This is a genomic window from Microbacterium sp. Z6_144, from assembly GCF_057197625.1.
The window spans coordinates 93,007-115,133 of record NZ_JBXVPT010000003.1 but is presented as its reverse complement, the minus strand read 5'-3'; the positions used below and the strand labels follow the sequence as shown (position 1 = coordinate 115,133).

Annotated in this window: 23 protein-coding genes; 13 read left to right on the top strand and 10 right to left on the bottom strand. The window is 70.1% G+C overall.

Annotated elements, in window-relative coordinates; all coding sequences use genetic code 11:
- The first annotated feature begins 3 nt into the window (after positions 1 to 3).
- The 3 genes from AC2DGY_RS15875 to AC2DGY_RS15865 are packed head-to-tail and all read left to right on the top strand — an operon-like array spanning position 4 to position 1,980.
- Positions 4 to 138 (top strand): hypothetical protein, encoded by a 135-nt coding sequence (locus AC2DGY_RS15875; RefSeq protein WP_484510736.1) that lies wholly within the window; start codon positions 4 to 6, stop codon positions 136 to 138.
- 58 nt (positions 139 to 196) lie between these two features.
- On the top strand, positions 197 to 1,024 hold the full coding sequence (locus tag AC2DGY_RS15870; RefSeq protein ID WP_484510735.1) for a hypothetical protein: 828 nt from the start codon (positions 197 to 199) through the stop codon (positions 1,022 to 1,024).
- Between the two features lie 38 nt (positions 1,025 to 1,062).
- Positions 1,063 to 1,980 carry a hypothetical protein gene (locus AC2DGY_RS15865; protein WP_484510734.1) on the top strand — a complete coding sequence of 306 codons (918 nt, stop codon included), beginning with the start codon at positions 1,063 to 1,065 and terminating at the stop codon, positions 1,978 to 1,980.
- 102 nt (positions 1,981 to 2,082) lie between these two features.
- On the opposite strand, the gene AC2DGY_RS15860 is transcribed toward AC2DGY_RS15865, so the two are convergent.
- From AC2DGY_RS15860 to AC2DGY_RS15830, 7 genes are all read right to left on the bottom strand, one after another.
- A complete protein-coding gene (locus AC2DGY_RS15860; protein WP_484510733.1) occupies positions 2,083 to 3,543 on the bottom strand; it encodes a DUF4832 domain-containing protein in 1,461 nt (486 codons plus the stop codon).
- 134 nt (positions 3,544 to 3,677) lie between these two features.
- Positions 3,678 to 4,421 carry a DeoR/GlpR family DNA-binding transcription regulator gene (locus AC2DGY_RS15855; RefSeq protein WP_484510732.1) on the bottom strand — a complete coding sequence of 248 codons (744 nt, stop codon included), beginning with the start codon at positions 4,419 to 4,421 and terminating at the stop codon, positions 3,678 to 3,680.
- A gap of 50 nt (positions 4,422 to 4,471) precedes the next feature.
- On the bottom strand, positions 4,472 to 5,371 hold the full coding sequence (locus tag AC2DGY_RS15850) for a carbohydrate ABC transporter permease (RefSeq protein ID WP_484510731.1): 900 nt from the start codon (positions 5,369 to 5,371) through the stop codon (positions 4,472 to 4,474).
- Positions 5,364 to 6,329: a carbohydrate ABC transporter permease gene (locus AC2DGY_RS15845; protein ID WP_484510730.1), complete on the bottom strand. Its 966-nt coding sequence runs from the start codon at positions 6,327 to 6,329 to the stop codon at positions 5,364 to 5,366. Before AC2DGY_RS15845 ends, AC2DGY_RS15850 begins: the two co-directional genes overlap by 8 nt.
- Positions 6,326 to 7,633, bottom strand: a complete 1,308-nt coding sequence (locus AC2DGY_RS15840) for an ABC transporter substrate-binding protein (RefSeq protein ID WP_484510729.1) — start codon at positions 7,631 to 7,633, stop codon at positions 6,326 to 6,328. Before AC2DGY_RS15840 ends, AC2DGY_RS15845 begins: the two co-directional genes overlap by 4 nt.
- Positions 7,630 to 8,862, bottom strand: coding sequence for a Gfo/Idh/MocA family protein (locus AC2DGY_RS15835; RefSeq protein ID WP_484510728.1), 1,233 nt, complete (start codon positions 8,860 to 8,862; stop codon positions 7,630 to 7,632). Before AC2DGY_RS15835 ends, AC2DGY_RS15840 begins: the two co-directional genes overlap by 4 nt.
- Before the next feature lie 168 nt (positions 8,863 to 9,030).
- Complete coding sequence (locus AC2DGY_RS15830) at positions 9,031 to 9,843, bottom strand: DeoR/GlpR family DNA-binding transcription regulator (protein ID WP_484510727.1); 813 nt, start codon at positions 9,841 to 9,843, stop codon at positions 9,031 to 9,033.
- Positions 9,844 to 9,961: 118 nt separating this feature from the next.
- Here AC2DGY_RS15830 and AC2DGY_RS15825 point away from each other — a divergent pair, with 118 nt between their 5' ends.
- The 7 genes from AC2DGY_RS15825 (at position 9,962) to AC2DGY_RS15795 (ending at position 15,638) form a co-directional block, all read left to right on the top strand.
- On the top strand, positions 9,962 to 10,837 hold the full coding sequence (locus tag AC2DGY_RS15825; RefSeq protein WP_484510726.1) for an SIS domain-containing protein: 876 nt from the start codon (positions 9,962 to 9,964) through the stop codon (positions 10,835 to 10,837).
- Positions 10,834 to 11,700 (top strand): ROK family protein, encoded by an 867-nt coding sequence (locus AC2DGY_RS15820; RefSeq protein ID WP_484510725.1) that lies wholly within the window; start codon positions 10,834 to 10,836, stop codon positions 11,698 to 11,700. The genes AC2DGY_RS15825 and AC2DGY_RS15820 overlap by 4 nt, the downstream gene beginning before the upstream one ends.
- Positions 11,697 to 12,689: a 1-phosphofructokinase family hexose kinase gene (locus AC2DGY_RS15815; RefSeq protein WP_484510724.1), complete on the top strand. Its 993-nt coding sequence runs from the start codon at positions 11,697 to 11,699 to the stop codon at positions 12,687 to 12,689. The genes AC2DGY_RS15820 and AC2DGY_RS15815 overlap by 4 nt, the downstream gene beginning before the upstream one ends.
- A complete protein-coding gene (locus tag AC2DGY_RS15810) occupies positions 12,686 to 13,519 on the top strand; it encodes a class II fructose-bisphosphate aldolase (protein ID WP_484510723.1) in 834 nt (277 codons plus the stop codon). The genes AC2DGY_RS15815 and AC2DGY_RS15810 overlap by 4 nt, the downstream gene beginning before the upstream one ends.
- 117 nt (positions 13,520 to 13,636) lie before the next feature.
- Complete coding sequence (locus tag AC2DGY_RS15805; RefSeq protein WP_484510722.1) at positions 13,637 to 14,026, top strand: GntR family transcriptional regulator; 390 nt, start codon at positions 13,637 to 13,639, stop codon at positions 14,024 to 14,026.
- Entirely contained in the window at positions 14,026 to 14,943 is a 918-nt protein-coding gene (locus tag AC2DGY_RS15800) for an ABC transporter ATP-binding protein (RefSeq protein WP_484510721.1), read from the top strand. The genes AC2DGY_RS15805 and AC2DGY_RS15800 overlap by 1 nt, the downstream gene beginning before the upstream one ends.
- The gene (locus AC2DGY_RS15795; protein WP_484510720.1) at positions 14,940 to 15,638 is read left to right on the top strand and encodes a hypothetical protein; all 699 of its coding nucleotides are present in this window, start codon (positions 14,940 to 14,942) and stop codon (positions 15,636 to 15,638) included. The genes AC2DGY_RS15800 and AC2DGY_RS15795 overlap by 4 nt, the downstream gene beginning before the upstream one ends.
- Before the next feature lie 109 nt (positions 15,639 to 15,747).
- Here the strand turns inward: AC2DGY_RS15795 and AC2DGY_RS15790 are convergent, their stop codons facing one another.
- Positions 15,748 to 16,059, bottom strand: a complete 312-nt coding sequence (locus AC2DGY_RS15790) for a chorismate mutase (RefSeq protein ID WP_484510719.1) — start codon at positions 16,057 to 16,059, stop codon at positions 15,748 to 15,750.
- Between the two features lie 128 nt (positions 16,060 to 16,187).
- Between AC2DGY_RS15790 and AC2DGY_RS15785 the strand changes: the two genes are divergently transcribed.
- A complete protein-coding gene (locus AC2DGY_RS15785; protein ID WP_484510718.1) occupies positions 16,188 to 17,306 on the top strand; it encodes an AI-2E family transporter in 1,119 nt (372 codons plus the stop codon).
- Between the two features lie 22 nt (positions 17,307 to 17,328).
- Here the strand turns inward: AC2DGY_RS15785 and AC2DGY_RS15780 are convergent, their stop codons facing one another.
- Positions 17,329 to 18,525, bottom strand: coding sequence for a lactonase family protein (locus tag AC2DGY_RS15780; protein WP_484510717.1), 1,197 nt, complete (start codon positions 18,523 to 18,525; stop codon positions 17,329 to 17,331).
- Positions 18,525 to 19,811 (bottom strand): adenylosuccinate synthase, encoded by a 1,287-nt coding sequence (locus tag AC2DGY_RS15775; RefSeq protein WP_484510716.1) that lies wholly within the window; start codon positions 19,809 to 19,811, stop codon positions 18,525 to 18,527. The genes AC2DGY_RS15780 and AC2DGY_RS15775 overlap by 1 nt, the downstream gene beginning before the upstream one ends.
- A gap of 105 nt (positions 19,812 to 19,916) precedes the next feature.
- On the opposite strand from AC2DGY_RS15775, the gene AC2DGY_RS15770 reads away from it, so the two are divergent.
- Positions 19,917 to 20,624, top strand: a complete 708-nt coding sequence (locus AC2DGY_RS15770; protein ID WP_484510715.1) for a Pr6Pr family membrane protein — start codon at positions 19,917 to 19,919, stop codon at positions 20,622 to 20,624.
- A gap of 40 nt (positions 20,625 to 20,664) precedes the next feature.
- On the top strand, positions 20,665 to 22,107 hold the full coding sequence (gene argG, locus AC2DGY_RS15765) for an argininosuccinate synthase (protein WP_484510714.1): 1,443 nt from the start codon (positions 20,665 to 20,667) through the stop codon (positions 22,105 to 22,107).
- Positions 22,108 to 22,127 lie beyond the last annotated feature (20 nt).

Below are 22,127 nucleotides of genomic sequence, written 5' to 3'. Positions count from 1 at the left end.
GCCATGACCGACTCGGAGGACTACGGACCGCTCGGACAGACCCGGCAGCGCCGCATCCGTATCGTCGCATGGGTCGTCATCGCGTCACTGGTCCTCGTGGGCGGCGGCGCGACGGTGATCTCGCTGCTGCTCGGCTGAACCGGAAGGTTCCTGAGCGGGCGGAGCGAGACGAAGGGCGCGCGATTAGCATGAAGGCGTGGATCCGCTCTGGCTCGCCGAAGTGTGGTGGATCGCTCCGGCTGCGGTCGGCGCGGGCGCTCTCGGTTGGGCGGGGGTCCGCATGAGCCGGGGCTCCGGACGGGCGCGTCGCCTCGAGCTCGAGGCCTCGCGCCACGACGTGCGCAGCGCGTACGAGGCACTGACCCGCGCCCGCGCGGGGGTGCTCAGCGCTCGCGCAGCCGTCGCGCGCGCGGACGCCGACCGGGTGGCCGGCCGCGGCGCCCCCGGCGCGACAGCCGCCGCCCGTCGATCGCTGGCGCAGGCCGAGCGCGACCTGCAGGCGGCGTACGCCGACCTGCGGGCCCGCCGGGCCGGGGTGCGCGCAGCCCGGGCCGCCGTTCCGCCGGCGCGGGCGGGACGCGATGCGCTTCCGCTGGCCCGGCTGCTCGCCGAGCACGACGCGCTGCGCTCGCGGTGGCTCGCGTACGAGACGGATGCGGGCAAGGCCATCGACTATCCGTCGATGAGCGACCCGCAGCATCCCCTCACCGCCGAATTCCTCCGCGCACAGGCCACCGCACAGTGGCTGCGGCCGGCGAACGCCGATGTGAAGATGCGCCCGGCCGACTTCGCCGCCTACCGCGACGCGGTCCGGGAGGCCGAGCGCACGTTCGCGGCGGCCGAGCATGCGGCGCGTCGGGCGCACGGCGACCCGGACGAGACACCCTCCCCCGCCGACCGGTGGTCGGACCTCGCGCGCGACGTCATGGATTCGACGTCCCGCGCGGTCGCGCGATCGGCCGAGGCCGTGGCGCGCGCCGCGGAAGCCGGCTGGAAGAACCGGAAACGCCCGCCTACCGAGTAGCCGCCTCCTCCCGGCGAGCCCCCGCGTAGCATGGCGACGTGGACTTCTGGCAGTTCCTCCGCGACTACTGGTGGCTGGCGTTTCCGCTGTTCGGCATCGCCGGCGGCGTGGCCAGCAGCTGGGAGAGGGCCACGCGCCGCCGACACAAGCGGCGCCTGGAGATCCTGAAGGCCAAGAGCGAACTCCGGGCCGCGCAAGCCGCGGGCCTCGCCCGACCTGCCGCCGCATCCGGTGAGCTGCCCGCCGAGTCGCAGTCCGCGCAGCTGGAACGGCTGTTCGCGGCACACGACGCCGTGACCGCCCGGTGGTTGGAGTACGAGCTGGACGTGGCGAAGATGATCGCCTATCCCGCGATGAGCGATGGTCGTCAGCCGCTGACCGCCGCCTACCTGCGGGCCAAGCGTGCGGCCGACGGGCTGCGCCCCGCGTCGGCGAAGGCGCGGCTGACGCACCAGGAGCTGACCGAGTATCGCAACGCCGTCACCGACTACGAGGTCGCCTTCGAGGTGGCCGAGCGCGACGCGCGCCGGGTGAAGGCCTCCTCCTTCACCGACGCGGAGCGGAAGCGCCTCGACACGGCCCAGCAGCTGCTGACCGTCGCGGTGGACCAGGCAGCCACCCCCGCCGAACGCCAGCTCGCGTACCGGAGGGTGCGCGAAGAACTCGACGGGCTCCTCTCCCTTTCGGACGAGGCCATCGACGTGCTCGAGCAGAGGGTCGCGCTGGAGCTTCCCGCCGGGGCGGATGATCGGCCCGCGCCCCCGCGCGCAGCGGATGCTCCGCCCCCGCCCCGGGCGGCACCGGACGCGGCGTTTCCGCCGCCCGTGCCCCGGGCGGCACCGGATGCGGCGCCTTCGCCTCCCGCGCCTTCCCACGCACCGAAGACGGCCGCCCGCCCGGTGCCGTCCGGTGACAGCGCCCCCGGCCGGGTGATCCGCCCCAAGCCGGCCCCCTGACTCCTGCCCGCCCCACATCACGCGCGAGAAACAACGTTCCGGGCGAGACACCACGCGTCGCGTCGTGTCTCGCCCGGTTCATTGTTTCTCGGCGAGGGCGGGTCAGCCTTCCGGCGTCGGCGCGGCGCCGATGACGACCTTCTGCTGCAGACGGTTGACGCCGCGCTCGGCGTCCCATGTTCCGATGTTGGCCGTGCGGATGGCGAAGCGCGGGTCGTCGGCCAGCGACTCCTCGGGCGCGGGAAGCGCGAGCGACGCAGTGTACTGCCCGGCCGGCAGGCCCTCCAGGGGCACGGTCAGCGTGACCTGCTTCCCCGGCGCCCACGTCCGCGGATCTTGGTCGAGACGCACCGTCACCGGACCCGACGGCCCGTCGAGCACCACCGAGACGGGACGCGCGTTGTAGGGCGCCGCCCATCCCTCATTGCGAAGGACGATCTCCAGCGAGGGCTTCGCTCCGCTCACGACGCGGGACTGCTCGAGCACGAACCGGTACCCGAGTTGCTTGGCGACCTTGGTGAGGTTCTTCTGACCCCAGGAGTTCAAGACCTCCTCGTTGTAGCCGCGGTTGAGGTAACTGAAGTGATAGCGCGCCATTTCGGCTGACGCCGACTTCCAGTTCGTACGGGGTTCGTTCAGTTGGCACGTCTCCCCGCCCATCGGAACGAAGCGGGTCTCCGCCGCCAGGTAGTCCTGGTCCAGCTCCGGGGGATCGGAGAGGAAGGTACCGGCGTCGTTCCAGGGGGCAAGGAAGCAATCGTTGTGATGGCCCACCCGCGAGATCGGCGCACCACTGTACGCCTCGCCCTCCGACAGCGCGCCGGCCTCGCCGGTCGGGCGATCGAAGGCGCGCTGCTTGGCGCGCGGCACGCGAACCTGGACGGATCTCGAGGACGGAAGAGCCTCCAGCAAGGCGTCGACCACGGCGCTGCGCTTTTCCCAGTCGGCGTCAGTGACGACACCGGGATTCGCGGGATCCGCGACGAAATGGTCGGTGTAGTACCACTCGCCCCACACCCCGATGAAGCCCGCCTGCAGCACCGTGATGACATCCGCGTTCGCGCGCAGCACCGGCGTCAACTGGTCGATGTGAGCGAGCACGCGCTCCAGAGGCGCATCGCCATGCGGTCCCCCGACCGGACCCTGGGTCTCCGTGTATGCGAATCGCAGGATGACCGACACTCCCGCCGCTCGGGCGGTGGCGAAGTCGGCGGCGAGCGCGTCGAGCAGCGCCGCGTCCAAGTCGGCCGCGACGTAGCGCTCCAGATAGACCACGCGCAGGATCTGCGACACGCCCTCCGCGCGGTAATCCGCCAGCTCTTTCGCGGTGAGCGGCGCCCATCCTGTGCCGCCGGCGAGCGAATGCGTCTCAGTGTGGCGGTAGAAGCCGCGCGCGGGGTTGGCGATCACCGCCTCGTCTTCCTGGTAGGTCACGACGCTCGGCTGGGCCGTGGGGCGCGGATGGGCGGCGGTGGCAGGCGTGGCGGCCACCAGGACCGCCGCCGCTGCCATGGCGGCGGTCAGCGCGGTCAGACCGGCGCGTCTTCGGTGGATCGTTCGCATCGATGTCTCCTCATGTTCCGGGGGGGTCGCCCGGGTTCTCCGGGTCCGAGACGGACGCTAATGCGGCGGCGGCTGACTGTCCACGAGAGGCGGGAAACGCGCAGCCCCCGTGCGCGGATGCTTCCCAGCCCGGGTCAGGCCAGCACCACGCGCACGCCCGCGGCGCGCAGGTGCGCCAACTCGCGCGGGTCGGCCGCGGCATCCGTCACGAGAACGTCGATCTTCGACGTTTCCGCGATGGACGCCCCGGATCGGCGACCCACCTTGGACCCGTCGGCCACGACGATGGTCCGCCGCGCGGAGGCGACCATTGCATGGTTGGTGCGGGCCTCGGCCGGGTCATGGGTGCTCACGCCACCGGTGGCGCTGACGCCGTCGGCGCCGAGAACCGCGATTCCCGCGCGGGCTGCCTGGAAGCCTCGCTCCGCCGGAGTTCCGACCAGTTCGGACGACTGCGGCCGGAGCCTGCCGCCGGTCATGAGAACGGCGCAGCACGTGTGGCCTCCGGCGATGGCGGCGATGGTGAGGGAGTTCGTGATGATCGTCACACCCTCGCGGTCGGGAAGCTCCCGTGCCACCTCGGCGGTGGTCGTTCCGCCTCCCATGGCGATCGCCAGCGCCCCGGACGGAAGCAGGTTCACGGCGGTCCGCGCGATCCTTCGCTTGGCGTCGCTGAACCGCGCGTCCCGCAGCGCTTCGGGCCGCTCGAGGTTCGCGCCGGCCGCGCGCGCCCTTCCGTGCGTGCGCACGACGAGACCGCGCGCGGCCAACTCCGCGAGGTCACGCCGGATCGTCGCGCGCGAGGCTCCCGCGGTCGCGGCCAGGCGGTCGACGGTGATGCTGCCGCGCTCGGCCAGCGCGTCCAGGATGTCGTTCATCCTGCGCGTGCGCCTCGCCGTCGCGTCCGACACCTCCGTCTGCGCGGTCCTTACTTCAGTCCCGATGACGCCAGGCCGTCGATGACTCGGCGCTGCAGCACGATGAACATGATGAGGACCGGCGCCATCGCGAGAAGGCTCGCGGCCATCGCGACCGGGTAGTCCGTCGTGCGGTCGCTGAGCAGGGTGGCGAGCCCGGCGGAGAGCGGCATGTCGGTGCTGTAGCTGGTGACCACCAGGGGCCACAGCAGCTCGTTCCAAGACCACAGCACCGTGGTGATGGCGAGCACGCTCATCGTGGGGGTGGCCAGAGGCAGCATGACGCGCCAGAAGATCTGGAACGTGTTGGCCCCATCCAGGCGCGCCGCTTCCTCGAGCTCCGTGGGCATCGCAAGGAACGCCGTCCGCATGAGGAAGGTGCCGAACGCGCTGAACAGTCCCGGCAGCACCAGCCCGCCGATGGAGTTCAGTAGCCCGAGGTTCTGGATGATCTGGTACTGCGAGAGCAGATAGACCTGCGACGGCACCATCAGGATCGACAGGACCACTCCGAGCAGGATGCCTCGACCACGGAATCGCAGCCGCGCGAACGCGTACCCCGCCATCGTGCACAGCACCAGCTGGGCGACGGTGCGGATGAGCGTGATGAGCACCGACGTGCCGAACTGCTGGAAGAACGGCAGGCGCTCGAACACCTCGGCGTAGTTGCTCCACTGCAGCTCACCGGGCCAGAACACGGGGGTAACGGACTGTACCTGCTCGTTGGTGGACAGCGACATGATGATCTGCCAGAGGAACGGGAAGGCCATGATGACCGCCCCGACGCCCAGCACGATATGCGCCACGACGTACTCGCTGCCGCCCCGGATGCGTCGTGGTGGACGGTTCGCCGCGCCGCGGAGCGTCCCTCCACCGGTGATGAGCGTGCGCGTGGTGATCGCGTCAGTCACTGTGTACCCACCTCCGCTGGAACCGGAACTGAAGGAAGGTGACGAACCCGATGATGACGAAGATGATCATCGCCACGGCGGCGGCGTACCCCTTCTCGTTGTTGACGAATCCGGCTTGGTAGAAGTAGTAGACGAGCGACATGCTGCGCGGCAGCGTCGAGTTCGTGGCGGTCGTTCCGAGGATGGCGTACAGCAGGTCGAACAGCTGGAAGCATGAGATGACCGTGATGATCGTGACGAAGAAGATGCTGGGCGTCAGGAGCGGGACCGTGATGGCGCGGAACTGCCGCCACCGGCTGGCGCCGTCGAGGGAGGCCGCCTCGTAGAGCTCGGGCGGGATGGTCTTCAATCCCGCCCCGAGCACGATCATCGAGAATCCGATCGAGCTCCACAGCCCCACGATCGCCACGGCGACGATGGCGAAGCCCGGGGTGCTGATCCAATACGGCCCTTCGACGCCGACGAGGGAGAGCTGATGATTGACCAGCCCGAAGTCGCCGTTGAAGATGATGCGCCATACGAACGCGATCGCGGTGGGCATGGCGACGTACGGCAGGAAGAAGAGGACGCGGTAGAGGGAGGCGAACCGCAGACCCGGAAGGTTCAGGAGGCTCGCCAGGAGAACGGCGAGAGGAACGCCCGCGAGCACGATGAGCGTGTAGAGGAGCGTGTTGCCGAGGGAGAGGTAGAAACTCGGCTCCGAGAACAGCCGGGTGAAATTGTCCAACCCGGCGAAGGCCGCGTCGCCGAACACCCCGAAGCTCATGAACGAGAAGCCAGCGGTCTGGATGATGGGCCAGATGTAGAAGGCGCCGATCCCCAGCGCCAGGGGGCCGATGAACACGACAGCCCACCACCCGTCGCCTCGCCGAGCGGCGCGGGGCGGGCGCGGGTCGCCGCCCCCGCCGCTGCGTGCAGGAGCGGCGGGGGCAGCCGAGACGCGCTCGGCTAGGGTCAACGCGATTCCTTCGCGAGCGCCTCGTCCATCTTCTCGGCGAGCTCGTCGGTCACCTCGGCGACAGGACGCTCACCCGAGAAGGCTTGCGGAAGCAGTTCCGCTTCGAGGGCGTTCCAGGCGGCGGAGTTGGCGCTGACCGGCAGCGGACGGGAGTATTCCACCGCATCCAGGAACACCTGGAGGTTCGCCTGGGGCATCGACGCGGCGAACGACGACTGGGTTCCGTCGAATGCCGGGATGATCGACCCGAACTCGCCCTGCGCCTGCTGGGCCTCCTCACCGGCCAGGTACACCTGGAGCGCCTGGGCGGCCTGCTTGTTGTCGGAGTTCGCCGCGACGACGTTGGCCACACCGTGGATGACGGTGGCCTGCTCCTCCCCGTGAGGCAGGGGCAGCACGTCCACGCTGTCCACGAATGGCACATCCGTGAGCGCGGAGCGGAACCAGCTGCCGCCCATGTACATCGCCAGCTTGCCGGAGGTGTACCACTGGTCGGCGGTGGTGTCGGTGAGCTGGGCGATGGTGGGGGAGGCGCCGGATGCGATCAGGTCGGTCCAGAACTGGATGCCCGCCTGCGTCTCAGCAGTGTCGTACGCGGAGCTCTGTCCGTCGATCACGTCGCCGCCGGCCTGGAAGATGGTGTTGTAGTAGGTGGTCTGGCCGTCCATGCCACCGGCCGCGCCGTACACCCCTTCGCCCTCCAGCGCCGTCGAGATCTGTGCAGCCGTGGCCTGAAGCTCGTCCCATGTCCAGTCGGCACCGGGGACGGCGACGCCGGCCCGCTGGAAGAGTCCCTCGTTGATCCACACCCCGATGGTGTCCATGTCCTTCGGTACGCCGTAGGACACGTCATCGACGGTGTAGAGATCCACGAGCGACTCCGGATAGTCGCCGGGGTCGATGTCTCCCGCATCCAGGGCTCCGGTGATCGGCTCGAGCTTGTCGTTGAGCGCGTACAGCTGGACGTTGGGGCCGTTCATCCAGAAGATGTCGGGGAGCGTGTCGCTCGAGGCCTGGGTCTGCAGCTTGGTCCAGTACTCGCTGTACGGCGTGACGCTGAGGTTCACCGTGATGTTGGGGTAGAGCTCGTTGAACCCGGCGATGCTGTCCTCGATCGCGTCGACCTGCGCCTGGTCCCACAGTCCATACGTGATCTCGGCGGTGAGGTCGTCCTCCGGGACGGCGTACTCGCCGGAACCACCCGTTCCCCCCGCACCGCCGCCGCAGGCGGTCGCGGCAAGAATGACGGTGCTGGCCAGGGCGAACGCGCCGAGCGCGCGGCGCCCCCATCGGGTCGGTGTCATCGGTCGTTCCTTTCGGTCGGATGCTGCGGCGAGGCGTTCGAGGGCGAGGAGAAGTGGGCGACGACGTGCGCGGGGAGGGCGGGCACGTCGAACGGGCGGGAACCGTTCCGGATGGAGTCAGCCGCAAGGGCACCGGCGGCCACGGCGGCACGGGCGGCGAGTGGGGACACCACCGTGGGCGTGCCATGGACGAGATGCGAGAGGAACTCGCGCATCGTCGCCACGTCGGCAGCGTCGTGGCCGCTCGCGTCGCCTTCGATGGCGTACTCCGCGTCGCCGGCGACGGCCCAGTCCCGGCGACGGTTCCACACCTTCACCACGCCCCCCGCGGTGTCGCCCACGTTCTCCAGGCGCCCCTCGGTGCCGATGACGGTGTAGTTGCGCCAGTAGTCGGGGGTGAAGTGGCACTGTTCGTAGCTGGCGAGCACCCCGTTGTCGAGTGTCATGAGCATCAGGGAGACGTCCTCGACGTCGACGACCGGATTCAGTCCGGTGGCGTCGGCCGGTGGCCAATTGTCGAAGGAGAACCAGTCGGGCATCGTCTCCCCCGCACGGTCGCGGCGGTCGGTGACCCCGCCGTAGACCATGAGGTCGCCCATGCCGACGACCCGCCGCGTGTACGCCCCGGAGAGGTAGTGCACCACGTCGAGGTCGTGGCTGGCTTTCTGCAGCAGGAGCGTGTTCGTCCGGGAGCGGTCGGCGTGCCAGTCCTTGAAGTAGTAGTCGCCGCCGTTGCCCACGAAGTGGCGCACCCAGATGGTCTTCACCTCACCGATCTCGCCGCGGTCGATGATCTCCTTCATCCGGCGGACGACGGCGGCGTGGCGGAAGTTGTGCCCGACGTAGAGAACGCTCCCCGATTCGGCCGCGGCCGCGAGCACGCGGTCGGCATCGGCGAGCGTCGTGGCGAGCGGCTTCTCGAGATACACCCCGACACCGGCGCGGAGCAGCTGTTCGGCGATGTCGGCGTGCGTGTCGTCGGGCGCGGTGACGACCGCGGCATCGACACCGCCGGCATCCAGGAGCGCAGTGATGTCGCCGTGCACCGGAATCCCGGCGAACAACGACTCCGCGCGCGTCCGGCCGTGCGGCGACGGTTCCACAGCGGCCACGACCCGGGCTCCCGGGAAGGCATCCGGCACGTGGTGGGCGATCACGCTGCGCGCGCCGACGCCCACCACCGCAACGCGGGGCGCATCGTGCCCGTCGCGGAGCGAAGGGGGCGTCACAGGGTGCCCACGTCCGGCTGCATGGAGCCATCTTGCAGGTTGTGAGCGAATTTGTCACGGCTGGGCTGGAAACGTGCAGGATCGGCCAGTACACCGGGGCGAAACCTCGCAAACGCGCGCGGCCCGGGGCGCGTCCCGTCCGACGCTGACGCGGCGACGGTCCCGGGGTCAGCGGGGCGGGGAGGCGCGCGCCGAAGGCGCCACGATCACGTCGACGCCCGCCTTCTCGAACTGGGCGCTCACCCGGGCCGGAAGCGGTGCGTCCGTGACGAGGATGTCGACATCGTCCAGCGCACAGATCCGCGCGAAGGTCGTTCGACCGATCTTCGTCTGATCGGCAGCGACGACCACCCTGCGGGCGACCGCGGCGATGTGCCGACTGGCGTCGGCCTCACCCTCGTGGAGGGTCGTGGCACCGAACTCCGCCGTCAGTCCATCGACACCGAGGATGGCGATGTCGAGGCTGAAGTCGCGCAGTGACCGGCCCACGAGTGGCCCGATGAGCTCGTACGACTGCCGTCGCGGCACTCCACCGGTGACGACGATCTTGATGTTCTCCCGCACGGAGGATTCGAAAGCGATGTTGAGCGCATTGGTCACGATGGTGACCCCCGGCTCGCCCCCCACCGAGGGGAGTCGCTCACTCCGGCCGAGGGCGCGCGCCACCTCGGTGACGGTGGTTCCGCCGTTCATGCCCACCGTCGCCCCGGGCGGGACGAGGCCCTCGACCGCCCGCGCGATGGCGAGCTTCGCATCCGCCTGGCGGGCGATCTTGTACTGCAGCGGAAGCTCGTATCCCGACCCCAGCGCCGACGCCCCGCCGTGGGTGCGCGTCACGAGCCGCTGTTCGGCCAACGTGTTGAGGTCGCGGCGAGCCGTCGCCGTGGAGACGCCGAGCCGCTCGCTCACGTCGGCGATGCTCACGTGACTCTGCTCGCTCACGAGTTCGAGCACGAGATTGAGCCGCTGCTGCTGGTGCATCGGGACGGCACCTCCTCCGACTCATCGTTGCACAGCGGAAGTTGACGCCGGTGATTGATTCTGCTCAAATGCTTGGTAAACGATCAGTTTTGATCCGCCGCCTTCAGGAAGAAGACCGATGAGTTCCCCCTTCGTCGATGATGAGATCGCGTCCCAGCCGGCGTCTTGGGCGGAGGCGGCCCGCGTGGCCCCCACGGTGCGTGATGCACTCCCCTCGGCCGGTGAGCGGGTGGCGTTCGTGGGGTGCGGGACCAGCTGGTTCGTCGCCATGGCCGCGGCGGTGCGGCGAGAGGCTCTCGGCCTCGGAGAGTCGGACGCCTTCGCGGCGAGCGAGTTCCCGTCCGGCCGGCAGTACGACCGCGTCGTGGCGATCTCCCGGTCGGGGACCACGACAGAGGTCGTCGAGCTGCTGCAGCAGCTGGACACGCCGACCACCCTGATCACCGCGGTGGCGGACTCCCCCGCGACGGTGGCGGCCCAGCACACGGTGACCCTCGACTTCGCGGACGAGCAGTCCGTCGTCCAGACCCGGTTCGCCACGAGTGTGATCGCACTGCTGCGCAGCCATTTCGGAGAAGATCTGGAGGCCGCCATCGCCGACGCACGGACGGCGTTGACGATCGACATCGCCGCCCTCGTCTCCGTCGATCAGTGCACCTTCGTCGCCACCGGATGGCCGGTGGGTCTGGCCTACGAGGCGGCGCTGAAGACGCGGGAGGCCGCGCAGGCATGGGCGGAGTCCTACCCCGCGATGGACTACCGCCACGGTCCGATCTCCATCGCTCAGCCCGGGCGACTCGTCTGGAGCCTCGGCGGTACTCCCGAGGGCCTGGAAGCCCAGGTGATCGCGACCGGCGCGACGTTCGTCGAGCACGATCTCGACCCGCTCGCGCGTCTCATCGTCGCGCAGCGATTCGCTGTCGCGCTGGCGAAGTCCAAGGGACTCGATCCCGACCACCCGCGCTCCCTCACCCGGTCCGTCATCCTGGCGTGACCGCTCCCCTCGCGATCGGCGTCGACGTCGGCGGCACGACGGTGAAGGCCGTCGTCGCCGACGCGCACGGCGCCATCCAGGCCGAGTCCCGCGCGCCGACGCCCTCGCCCGACCCCGCCGGCACCGCCGTCGTCGAGACCGTCGCGCGTCTGGTCGCCGACCTGGACGACGCCGCGCAGCTCCCGATCGGCGTCGTGGTGCCCGGCATCGTGGACGAGACCCGCGGAAGGGCACTGTATTCCGCCAACCTCGGATGGTCGGACATCCCGCTGGCCGCCCACATCCAGGACCGCCTCGGGCGCCGGATCGGGTTCGGCCACGATGTCCGCGCAGGAGCGCTGGCCGAGGCGCGGTGGGGTGCGGCCTCGAGCGTCGCCGGCGTCGTCGCGTTCGTTCCCGTCGGCACGGGTGTGGCGGCGGCCATTCTCGTCGACGGGCGTCCTGTCGTGGCGGGGGGATGGGCGGGTGAGATCGGACAGCTGCGCATCACCGCTGGCCGGTTCGCGGGTGCGCGAGTGGAGGAGATCGCCTCCGCGGCCGGCACCGCGCGGCGGGCGGGCCTCCCGGATGCGAAGACCGTGCTCGAACGCGTCCGTGACGACGACGCCGACGCCCTGCGCGTCTGGCGCGAGACCATCGACGTGCTGGCCGATGCCCTGGCCGCGCTCACGGCGACCACCGGGGCGGAGACGATCGTGCTCGGCGGCGGCCTTGCCCTCGCGGGCACCGACCTCACGGAGCCGCTCGCCCGCTCGCTGTCCGAGCGCCTGGGCGCGCTCCGCCATCCCGTCCTCCGCACGGCACGGCTCGGTGACCGCGCCGCCGCCCTCGGTGCGGTACTGCTGGCGGCGGGTCCGTCGTGAGCGATGCGAGACCCGTCGGCGACGGCCCGGCGATGGCTCGCATCCTGACCGTGACGCCGAATCCGGCCATCGATGTCACCTACACGGTCGCGCGGCAGGCCCGGGGTGAGACCGTGCGGGTCACCCAGGTGCGCCGGCGCCCCGGGGGCAAGGGGCTGAATGTCGCTCGCGTGCTCCGCACGCTCGGTCGCGACGTGGTGGCGCTGCATCCGCTCGGGGGCGATGCCGGCGCCTGGATCGAGCGGGCACTGGTGCGCGACGGGCTGCCCGCCACCGCGTCGTCCATCGCGGGCGAGACACGCACGACCGTGGCGGTCGTGGACGGCATCGACCACCCCACCCTGCTCGCTGAACCCGGGCCATCGCTCTCCGACAGCGAATGGGCGAACCTCCTCGACACGGTCGCCGCTGCGATCACGCCGGGTGCCTGGGTCGTCGTGGCGGGGTCCTTCCCGCCGGAGACCACTCCCGCCCGGGTGACACGCCTCGTCGGGCGCGTCCATGACGGTGGCGCCCGCTTGCTCGTCGACACGAGCGGCCCCCTCCTCGAGGCCGCCGCCGCAGCCGGCAGCGACGTGGTCAAGGCCAACGAGGACGAGATTTGCGAGGCGACGGGCGAAGACGACGCGGGCCGCGCGCTCGCCCAGCTCTCGGCGCACGGATGCGACGTGCTGATGTCGCGCGGCAGGCATGGTGCCGTTCTCCGCCTCGCCGAGGGCGACACGTGGGAACAGCCGGCGGTGCCCAGGGTGGCGGGAGATCCCACGGGCGCGGGGGACGCCGCAACCGCCGGATTCATCGCGGCGCTCACCGAGGGTCACGGCCCGGCGACGGCGCTGGCCTGGGCGGCCGTTGCCGGAGCCGCGGCGGTTCTCCGTCCGGTCGCCGGCGAGATCGACCCCGCCGTCCTGGCCGCGCTCGGCGGCCGGCTGGGCCTCCCGTCCGACCGCCTTCTCCTCCCCCTCGAGCCCGATCGGAGCCGCCCGTGACCGCACGGACCGTCGTCGACCTCGTGTCCGAGGCCCGCCGTGAAGGCTCCGGAGTCGGAGCCTTCAACGTCGTCCTCCTCGAGCACGCCGAGGCGATCGCCGAAGGGGCAGAGCGGGCCGGGCGCCCCGTGATCTTCCAGATCAGCCAGAATTGCGTCGCCTACCATGGCGCGCTGGCCCCGCTCGCGCTGGCGACCCTCCGCATCGCACGGTCCCTGTCCGTGCCCGCCCTCGTCCACCTCGACCACGCCGACGACGGCGACCTGGTGCGGGAGGCCGTCGACCTGGGGTTCGACAGCGTCATGTTCGATGCATCCGCCCTCTCGTACGCCGGCAACATTTCCGCCACGAGCGACATGGCCCGGTTCTGCCAGGAACGCGGGGTGCTGATCGAGGCCGAACTCGGCGAGATCGGCGGCAAGGACGGCGTCCACGCCCCCGGGGTTCGCACCGACCCGAACGACGCACGCCGATTCGTCGAGGCGACGGGGGTCGACTGGCTCGCGGTCGCGGTCGGCACCTCTCACGCCATGACGTCGCGCGAAGCCGCCGTCGACACCGCCCTCATCGGCCGCCTCGCCGAGGCGGTGCCGGTGCCGCTCGTTCTGCACGGGTCGTCCGGTCTTTCCGATGAGCAGCTGCAGCATGCGGTCGCCGCGGGAATGACGAAGATCAACATCTCCACACATCTCAACGGCCTCTTCACCGACGCCGTGCGCACCGCCCTGGCGGATGCACCCGACCGCGTCGATCCGCGGACCTACATCGCGCCAGGGCGGAAGGCCGTCGCCGAGGAGACCGCCCGCCTCCTCGGCCTCCTCGCCTCGTGATCCACGCCGCCTAGGACGTGAGACTCCGTCCCAGCTCCTTCTCGTCCCCGCTTGACAGCGGGCACCTTTGCCGTCATGGTTAGTTGCTGAAGTAATTAACCAAGCAATGGAGGGCACGTGATCGAAGAAGGCAGAGCGCTCTTCCTGCAGATCGCGGAGAGCGTCGAAGACGCCATCATCGACGGCAGCCTGCCCGAAGAGGGCCAGGCGCCGTCGACCAATGAGCTCGCGGCCTTCTACCGGATCAATCCCGCCACCGCCGGCAAAGGAGTCAACATGCTCGTCGACAAGGGCGTGCTCTACAAGCGACGGGGCATCGGCATGTTCGTGGCTCCCGGCGCGCGTGAGCTGCTCCTCGCGGAGCGCCGCACCGCATTCGCCGACCGCTTCGTCGAGCCGCTGCTCGCCGAAGCCCGCAAACTCGGGCTCGGACCCGATGACCTCACCGCTCTCATCCGCGACCGCGCCGACCGGGTCGAGGACACCCCTACCGAAAGGACGGCCTGATGACCGCCGTGATCGAGGTGAACAACCTCACCAAGCGCTACCGCGACACCGTCGCCGTCAACGACGTGAGCTTCTCCATCGAAAAGGACAAGATCTACGGCCTGCTCGGCCGCAACGGCGCGGGGAAGACCACCGTCATGTCGATCCTGACCGCGCAGAACTTCGCCACTTCCGGCGACGTACGCGTGTTCGGGGAGCATCCCTACGAGAATGCGCGCGTGCTGTCGCGCATGTGCTTCGTGCGTGAGGGTCAGAAGTACCCCGACGACGCGGTGCCGCGCCACGCCTTCCGCACCGCCCGGCTCTTCTTCCCGAACTGGGACCAGGACTTCGCCGAGCAGCTGATCGACGAGTTCCAGCTCCCGATGAAAACGCGCATCAAGAAGCTGTCCCGCGGGCAGCTCTCGGCCGTGGGCGTCATCATCGGACTCGCTGCGCGGGCAGAAGTGACCTTCTTCGACGAGCCGTACCTGGGGCTGGACGCCGTCGCGCGACAGATCTTCTACGACCGGCTGCTGGAGGATTACACCGAGCACCCCCGCACCGTGGTCCTCTCCAGCCACCTCATCGACGAGGTCGCCAATCTCATCGAGAAGGTGATCGTGATCGACCGCGGACGCATCGTCATGGACGACGACACGGATGCCGTGCGCGATCGCGCCGCCAACATCGTCGGCGACACCGCCGCGGTCGACGCCTTCGTCGCCGGACGGGAGGTCCTGCACCGTGAGGCGCTGGGTCGAGTCTCTTCGGTGACGGTGCTCGGCGCCCTCACTGCCACCGACCGCGAACGGCTGGCTGCGGCGGGACTGGATGCCACACCCGTCTCGCTGCAGCAGCTCATCGTCCGCGTCACGCAGAGGGAGGCATCCACCGGTGCCGCCGCATCCGCCACCGAGGAAGGAGCCCTCCGATGAACCGCACACTGAACGTCATCCGGATGCAGCTGGCCAACCGCCAGACGTTCATCTGGCTCCCGCTGATCATCCTCGGCGGTTCGCTGTTGATCACCCTCGCGATCTACGCGATCCTGTACTCCTCCGCCGGGGTGGAGGCCAACATGTACGGGGGCGGCGCACAGGCGCCGCTGTGGTACTTCCTGGCCGTCGGCGTGTACTCCCTGACGCTCAGTTTCCCGTTCTCGCAGGCGATGAGCGTGACGCGGCGCGAGTTCTACCTCGGCACCCTGCTGACGGCGGCACTGACCGCGCTCATCATGGCGATCGTGTTCGTGCTCGGCGGCCTTCTCGAAGGGGTCACCGGCGGGTGGGGCATGAACGGGTACTTCTTCCGCCTCGACTGGATCTGGGAGCAGGGAGCTCTCGCTGCGGGTCTGTTCTTCTTCGTCCTGGCGATGTTCTTCTTCGTCATCGGGTTCTGGGCGGCCACGATCTACAAGCGGTTCGGACCGATGGGCCTCACGATCGCGCTGGTGGGGGTCGGCGTAGTGCTCCTGGGCATCCTGTGGCTCATCGGGCAGGCGCAGGCGTGGGCTGAGGTGTTCGGCTGGCTCGCCACGCAGGGCTCGCTCAGCCTGACGATGTGGGGCCTCGTCCTCACGGCCGTCCTCGCGGCGAGCGCGTTCCCGATGTTCCGCCGGCTCGTCCCCTAGCCGCATCCGCGCCCCGTCGAGAAACGACATTCCGGGCGAGACATAACGCGCCGCGTCGTGTCTCGCCCGGATCGTCGTTTCTCGCAGGATGCGGCGGGCTAAGGCGGGGTCAGGCGTTCTCGGCGGCGGCGGCGTGGTGGCGGATGACCTCGGCCACGACGAAGTTGAACCACTTCTCGGCGAACTCGGGGTCGAGGTCGGCCTCGGCCGCCAGGCGCCTGAGCCGCGCGATCTGCTGCTCCTCGCGCGCCGGATCGGACGGCGGCATCCCGTGCTGCGCCTTCAGCACCCCGACCTGCTTCGTGCAGCGGAAGCGCTCGGCGAGCAGGAAGATCAGCGCGGCGTCGATGTTGTCGATGCTCCCGCGGAGCCCCGCGAGCACCTCCAGCGGATCGGCGGTGGCCGGCAACGAATCGGTCATTGGCATCCTCCCGCGTCCGACCATACCCGCTGGGGATGCCGTGACCCGGTCGTGCACCCTGACAACCGGCCGTGCACCCTGCCGACCGGCCCTGCCGGGGAGCGGAGGCCCGTCCTAGAGTGTGTCGCATGACCGACGGGACCGAAGGCGCCTCCCCTCCGCCCGCCGCGCCCCCCGGTTCGCGCGTGGCCAAGCCCGTCTCGGCGAACCTCGCCAGTCCCTTCGCCGCCGGTTTCTTCCTCACCCTCGGCGGCCTGCTGGCGGTGGTGCTGGGGCTCGCCGTGTCGCAGCTGTCGACGGTCGTCATCTACGTCGTGTTCGCGCTGTTCGTGGCTCTCGGGCTCGACCCGGTGGTGCGCTTCCTGGGGCGCCGCGGGCTGGCCCGCGGATGGGCCATCGCCGTCGTCTTCGCCGCCTTCGCCGTCGTGCTCGTCGGCGCGTTGTGGCTCATCATCCCGACGGTCGCCGGCCAGATCAGCCAGTTCGCCAGCGACCTGCCGTCACTCACGGACGCCTTCACGAAGAGCGACGTCTACGCGTGGATGCAGAGCACGTTCGGCGGGAGCGTCAGCGATCTGCTCGACGACGTGCAGAGGTTCGTCACCGACCCGGCCACCATCGCGAGCATCGGCGGTGGCGTGCTCAAGGTGGGGATCTCAATCGCCACGGCCGTCTCCGGGGTGATCATCGTGCTCGTGCTGAGCCTGTACTTCCTCGCCTCCCTGCCGGCCATGAAGGCCTCGTTCGTGCGTCTGGTGCCCGCGCGGAGTCGCACCGGAGTCGCCGACATGACGGACGAGATCACCGGCTCCATCGGTGGCTACCTCATGGGGATGGTGGTGCTGGCCCTGTGCAACGCGACGCTCGCGTTCCTCCTCTACCTCTTCCTCGGGCTTCCCTTCCCGGCGCTCATGGCGGTGGTGGCGTTCAGCCTCACCCTCATTCCGCTCGTCGGGTCGGTGCTTTTCTGGACCGTCGGCGGAGTGCTCGCCCTGTTCACCAATCCCCTCGCCGCCCTCGTGTTCGCCGTCGTCTACCTCGTCTACATGCAGATCGAGGCCTACATCCTCACCCCGCGGGTCATGAACCGCGCGATCTCCGTCCCGGGCGCACTCGTCGTCATCGGAGCCCTGGTCGGCGGAACTCTCCTGGGTCTGCTCGGGGCGCTGGTCGCGATCCCGGTGACCGCGTCGCTGCTCCTGATCATCAAGCAGGTCATCATCCCCCGCCAGGACGCCAAGCTCTGACCGGCGACAAAATGCCGGCGCGTCAGCCTGCGGGCAGGAGGCAGGTGGGCGCCGGGGCCTCCGTGCGGTGACGGAGCGCACCCGGAACGCCGGTGCGCAGGTCCAGCGACAGGGAGACGATGTCGTTCGAGCCCTGCCCGGCGACCAGCAGCGTGTCTCGCACGATCACGTGGTGACGCGGGCGCCGCACCCCGGCCTCGACGAGCGCCATGGGCTCGAGCGCCTCACCGGAACCCCGCACGCGAAGGACGCCGATCGTGTCGCTCCCGCGGATGCCCGCGTAGAGGAATTGACCGTCGCGGGATGCGGCGAGCTCGGCTCCGGTGTCGCCGTCGAGCGCACCCGGTGCGGCCGGGGCACCGCCGAGGAGGTGCCAGTGCCCCTCCGCGTCGGGCGCGAGGACGAAGACTTCGTGGGTGAACTCGGTCAGCACGTACAGGTGTCCGCTCGGATGCCACACCATGTGCCGCGGACCGCTCCCCTGCGGCAGGACGATCTGCTGTCCGCGCCGGAGCCCTGCACCGGCGGCGTGCCACACGCGCACCAGATCGAACCCGAGGTCAGTCGTCACGACGACTCCGCCGGGCAGGAAGAGCGCCTCGTGGGCGCGCGACACCCGCTCGGAGTCCTCCGCCGGCGTGCCGGGCGCGGGCCCGGGTGGCGGCGGGGGCGCCTCGTCGTCGTACCCCCGGAGAAGCTCGGCGTACTCCTCGCCCGCGGCCGCCCGCAGTGCCCGGGCGGCGGCAGCGAGCCCGGGATCGGCCGCCTCCGCCGCGGCGGCTTCGGCGTGCGGGCCATACGGATCGGCGGCCGCCGGGGCGAGGCGCGGGGTGCTCAGCGCGCCGTCGGCGTGGAGGGGAACCCGGACAACGCGCCCGTCACCCCAGCAGCTGGCGAGGAGGAAGTCACCGCCCGGCGCGACCGCGACATGGCAGACGGCACTGCCGGCGGCGACGGGATCGCCAAGGGGTACCAGGCGATCGTCGGCCACCCGCTGGAAGGCCTGGACGCTGCCGGCCCCCTCCAGGCCCGCGTAGACGACATCGAGCGTCGGATGCGCCGTCACCCACGACGGCGACGGGGCAGCGACTGCCGTACCGGTGAACGACAGCGGCCCGCCGGCCGAACCCGCGTCGGCCTCGCCGGCCACCAGCATCCCGATGCCTTCGGCGGGGGCGCCGTTGTGATCGGGTCCATACCCGCCGACCCAGAACCTCATCAGTCGACGAGGTCGTGTCGGACGATGACCGCGTCGCGCGCCGCACCCACACCGATGACCGAGATGCGCGTCCCGCTCATCTCCTCCAGCGCGAGGACGTAGTCCTGCGCCTCCAACGGCAGCTCCTCGAACGTGCGCGCCGCCGAGATGTCGGCCTTCCAGCCCGGGAAGTACTCGTAGATGGGCGCCGCGTGGTGGAACTCGGTCTGGTTGACCGGCATCTCGTCGAAGCGCTGTCCGTCGATCTCGTATGCCACGCACACCGGGATGCGGTCCAGACCCGTGAGGATGTCGAGCTTGGTGAGCACGAGGTCGGTGATCCCGTTGATGCGGGTCGCGTAGCGGGTGATGGGCGCGTCGTACCAGCCCACCCGGCGGGGGCGGCCGGTGGTCGTGCCGAACTCGAAGCCGCGGGAACGCAGCCACTCCCCCGACTCGTCGAAGAGCTCCGTCGGGAACGGTCCCGACCCGACGCGCGTCGTGTACGCCTTGACGATGCCGACGATGCGGTCCAGCCGGTTGGGCCCGACGCCGGCTCCCGTCGCGGCGCCTCCCGCGGTCGCCGACGAGGAGGTCACGAACGGGTAGGTGCCGTGGTCGACATCGAGCATCGTCGCCTGGCCGCCCTCGAACACGACCACGTCGCCGGCATCCATTGCGTCGTTGAGCAGCAGCGAGGTGTCGGCGACCATCGGACGAATCCGCTCGACGTAGGACAGGAGGTCTTCGACGACCTCGTCCACCGCGATGGCGCGGCGGTTGTAGACCTTCAAGAGCAGATGGTTCTTCTGATCCAGTGCCCCCTCGACCTTCTGCCGCAGGATGTTCTCGTCGAAGAGGTCCTGGATGCGGATGCCGACGCGGTTGATCTTGTCGGCGTACGCGGGCCCGATGCCCCGACCGGTCGTGCCGATCTGCCGCTTGCCGAGGAATCGCTCGGTGACCTTGTCGAGGGTGCGGTGGTACTGCGTGATGACGTGCGCGTTCGCGCTGATCCGCAGGCGCGAGATGTCCACCCCGCGAGCGCTCAGCGCCTCGAGCTCGTTGAACAGCACCTCGAGGTCCACCACCACGCCGTTGCCGATCACGGGGACGACCCCGGGCGACAGGATGCCGGAGGGAAGCAGGTGCAGTGCGTACTTCTCGTCGCCGATGACGACGGTGTGGCCGGCGTTGTTGCCGCCGTTGAACTTCACGACCCAGTCGGTACGTTCACCCAGGAGATCGGTGGCCTTGCCTTTGCCCTCGTCCCCCCACTGGACTCCGACGATCACGATTGCGGGCATGGACGCTCCTCGCGTGGATTCGGGCGGTACGCCTCATCCTATCGAGGCCCCACCCACCCCCTCGCGCCGCGCTCGCGCGACGGGTGCACGGATAGGGTGTGGGCCATGGATCGCGGGCGCGGCGCGGCGACGGGGTGGGCGGCCGCCCGGCTCGCCGTCGCGGTCGTGGTCGGTGCGGCCGTGACGGCGCAGGGGTTCTCCACCATCGGCAGCGCCATCGAAGACGGCCGGCACGTCGCGACCACGACCGCCAACTACTTCAGCTTCTTCACGATCCTCTCCAACATCGCCACCGTCATCGTGCTGGGGTGGTCGGCCCTGTGGCGTCTCCCGCGAGATCGGCGGGATGCGACGGAGCCGCGCGCTCTCGCCGTGGCCTTCGTGTGCGTCACGACGTACATGCTCATCACGGCCGCGGTGTACAACCTGCTGCTGCGGGCCGTGTCGATCGGACCAGACTCGGTGCTGTGGGCGAACGAGGTGATGCACGTGTGGGCGCCGCTGTTCCTCCTGGCCGACCTGGTCGTCGGCACCGGTCACCGGCGCCTGCGGTGGCGCGACGCCCTTCCGGCACTGATCTTCCCGCTCGCGTGGATCGCCTACACGCTGCTTCGCGCGCCACTGATCACGTCACCCTCCGCCGGCACGCCGTACTGGTACCCGTATCCCTTCCTCGACCCGTACGGCAGCGGCGGCTGGGCGGGAGTGATCGCCTACGTCGTCGGTATCGCGCTGGGAATCGCCCTCGTCGCCTTCGCGCTGGTCGCGGTGCTCCGATGGCGTCTCGCGGAACGCCGCATCCGCACGCCCTGACCGGCTCGGGGGGAGGCGGGCGCACAAATAGACTGGGAGCATGTCCAAAGTCCTCCAGACCCTGCCCGTCGGCGAGCGCGTCGGCATCGCCTTCTCGGGAGGACTCGACACCTCCGTCGCCGTCGCGTGGATGCGCGACAAGGGCGCCGTGCCCTGCACCTACACCGGCGACCTCGGCCAGTACGACGAGGACGACATCGCCTCCATCCCCGGCCGGGCGCTCGAGTACGGAGCGGAGCTGTCGCGGCTGGTCGACTGCAAGACGGCGCTGGTCGAGGAGGGCTTCGTCGCCCTGGCCTGCGGCGCCTTCCACATCCGCTCGGGCGGCCGCACCTACTTCAACACCACGCCGCTCGGCCGCGCGGTCACCGGCACGCTGCTGGTGCGCGCGATGAAGGAGGACGGCGTCGACATCTGGGGCGACGGGTCCACCTACAAGGGCAACGACATCGAGCGGTTCTACCGCTACGGCCTCCTCGCCAACCCCGCGCTGCGCATCTACAAGCCGTGGCTGGATGCCGACTTCGTCACCGAGCTCGGTGGGCGAAAGGAAATGAGCGAGTGGCTCATCGCCCACGACTTCCCCTACCGCGACAGCGCCGAGAAGGCGTACTCGACCGACGCGAACATCTGGGGCGCGACGCACGAGGCCAAGACCCTCGAGCACCTCGACGTGTCGCTGGAGACCGTCGAGCCCATCATGGGCGTGCGGTTCTGGGATCCCGAGGTGCAGATCGCGCCCGAGGACGTCACCGTCACGTTCGAGCGCGGCCGCCCCGTGGCGATCAACGGGGTGGAGTTCCCCGACCCCGTCGCCCTGGTCCGCGAGGCCAACGCGATCGGCGGACGCCATGGCCTGGGCATGAGCGACCAGATCGAGAACCGCATCATCGAGGCCAAGTCGCGCGGCATCTACGAGGCGCCGGGCATGGCGCTGCTGTTCATCGCCTACGAGCGGCTGGTCAACGGCATCCTCAACGAAGACACCCTCGCGACCTACCACGAGCAGGGCCGTCGTCTGGGCCGTCTCATGTACGAGGGCCGCTGGCTCGAGCCGCAGTCGCTCATGCTGCGCGAGTCGATCCAGACCTGGGTCGGATCGACCATCACCGGGTCGGTGACGGTGCGCCTGCGCCGCGGCGAGGATTACACCATCCTCGACACCACCGCGCCGCACCTGTCCTACGGCCCGGAGAAGCTGTCGATGGAACGGGTCGGCGACGCCGCGTTCGGTCCGATCGACCGCATCGGTCAGCTGACGATGCGCAACCTCGACATCGCCGATTCCCGCACGCGCCTCGAGCAGTACGCCGCCATGGGGCTGATCGGAGGCCCGACGGGCGACCTCGTCGGCAGCGTCACCGCCGGCGAAGCCGACGAGATCACCGAGCCCGCCATGCGTCCCGACGCGGCGCACGAGGCGCTGGCCGACGCGACCGACGCCGCCGGCGAGGCCGCGGCGTTCGACTCCGGCACCGACTGAGCCGCTGCATCCCGCTCGCG

What these genes read in the sequence shown, in the direction of transcription:
- AC2DGY_RS15875 (WP_484510736.1), top strand. Translation starts at nt 4, where the DNA reads ATGACCGACTCGGAGGACTACGGACCGCTCGGACAGACCCGGCAGCGC.
- AC2DGY_RS15860 (WP_484510733.1), bottom strand. Translation starts at nt 3,543, where the DNA reads ATGCGAACGATCCACCGAAGACGCGCCGGTCTGACCGCGCTGACCGCC.
- AC2DGY_RS15855 (WP_484510732.1), bottom strand. Translation starts at nt 4,421, where the DNA reads ATGAACGACATCCTGGACGCGCTGGCCGAGCGCGGCAGCATCACCGTC.
- AC2DGY_RS15840 (WP_484510729.1), bottom strand. Translation starts at nt 7,633, where the DNA reads ATGACACCGACCCGATGGGGGCGCCGCGCGCTCGGCGCGTTCGCCCTG.
- AC2DGY_RS15830 (WP_484510727.1), bottom strand. Translation starts at nt 9,843, where the DNA reads ATGCACCAGCAGCAGCGGCTCAATCTCGTGCTCGAACTCGTGAGCGAG.
- AC2DGY_RS15825 (WP_484510726.1), top strand. Translation starts at nt 9,962, where the DNA reads ATGAGTTCCCCCTTCGTCGATGATGAGATCGCGTCCCAGCCGGCGTCT.
- AC2DGY_RS15800 (WP_484510721.1), top strand. Translation starts at nt 14,026, where the DNA reads ATGACCGCCGTGATCGAGGTGAACAACCTCACCAAGCGCTACCGCGAC.
- AC2DGY_RS15795 (WP_484510720.1), top strand. Translation starts at nt 14,940, where the DNA reads ATGAACCGCACACTGAACGTCATCCGGATGCAGCTGGCCAACCGCCAG.
- AC2DGY_RS15790 (WP_484510719.1), bottom strand. Translation starts at nt 16,059, where the DNA reads ATGACCGATTCGTTGCCGGCCACCGCCGATCCGCTGGAGGTGCTCGCG.
- AC2DGY_RS15785 (WP_484510718.1), top strand. Translation starts at nt 16,188, where the DNA reads ATGACCGACGGGACCGAAGGCGCCTCCCCTCCGCCCGCCGCGCCCCCC.
- AC2DGY_RS15780 (WP_484510717.1), bottom strand. Translation starts at nt 18,525, where the DNA reads ATGAGGTTCTGGGTCGGCGGGTATGGACCCGATCACAACGGCGCCCCC.
- AC2DGY_RS15775 (WP_484510716.1), bottom strand. Translation starts at nt 19,811, where the DNA reads ATGCCCGCAATCGTGATCGTCGGAGTCCAGTGGGGGGACGAGGGCAAA.
- AC2DGY_RS15770 (WP_484510715.1), top strand. Translation starts at nt 19,917, where the DNA reads ATGGATCGCGGGCGCGGCGCGGCGACGGGGTGGGCGGCCGCCCGGCTC.
- argG (WP_484510714.1), top strand. Translation starts at nt 20,665, where the DNA reads ATGTCCAAAGTCCTCCAGACCCTGCCCGTCGGCGAGCGCGTCGGCATC.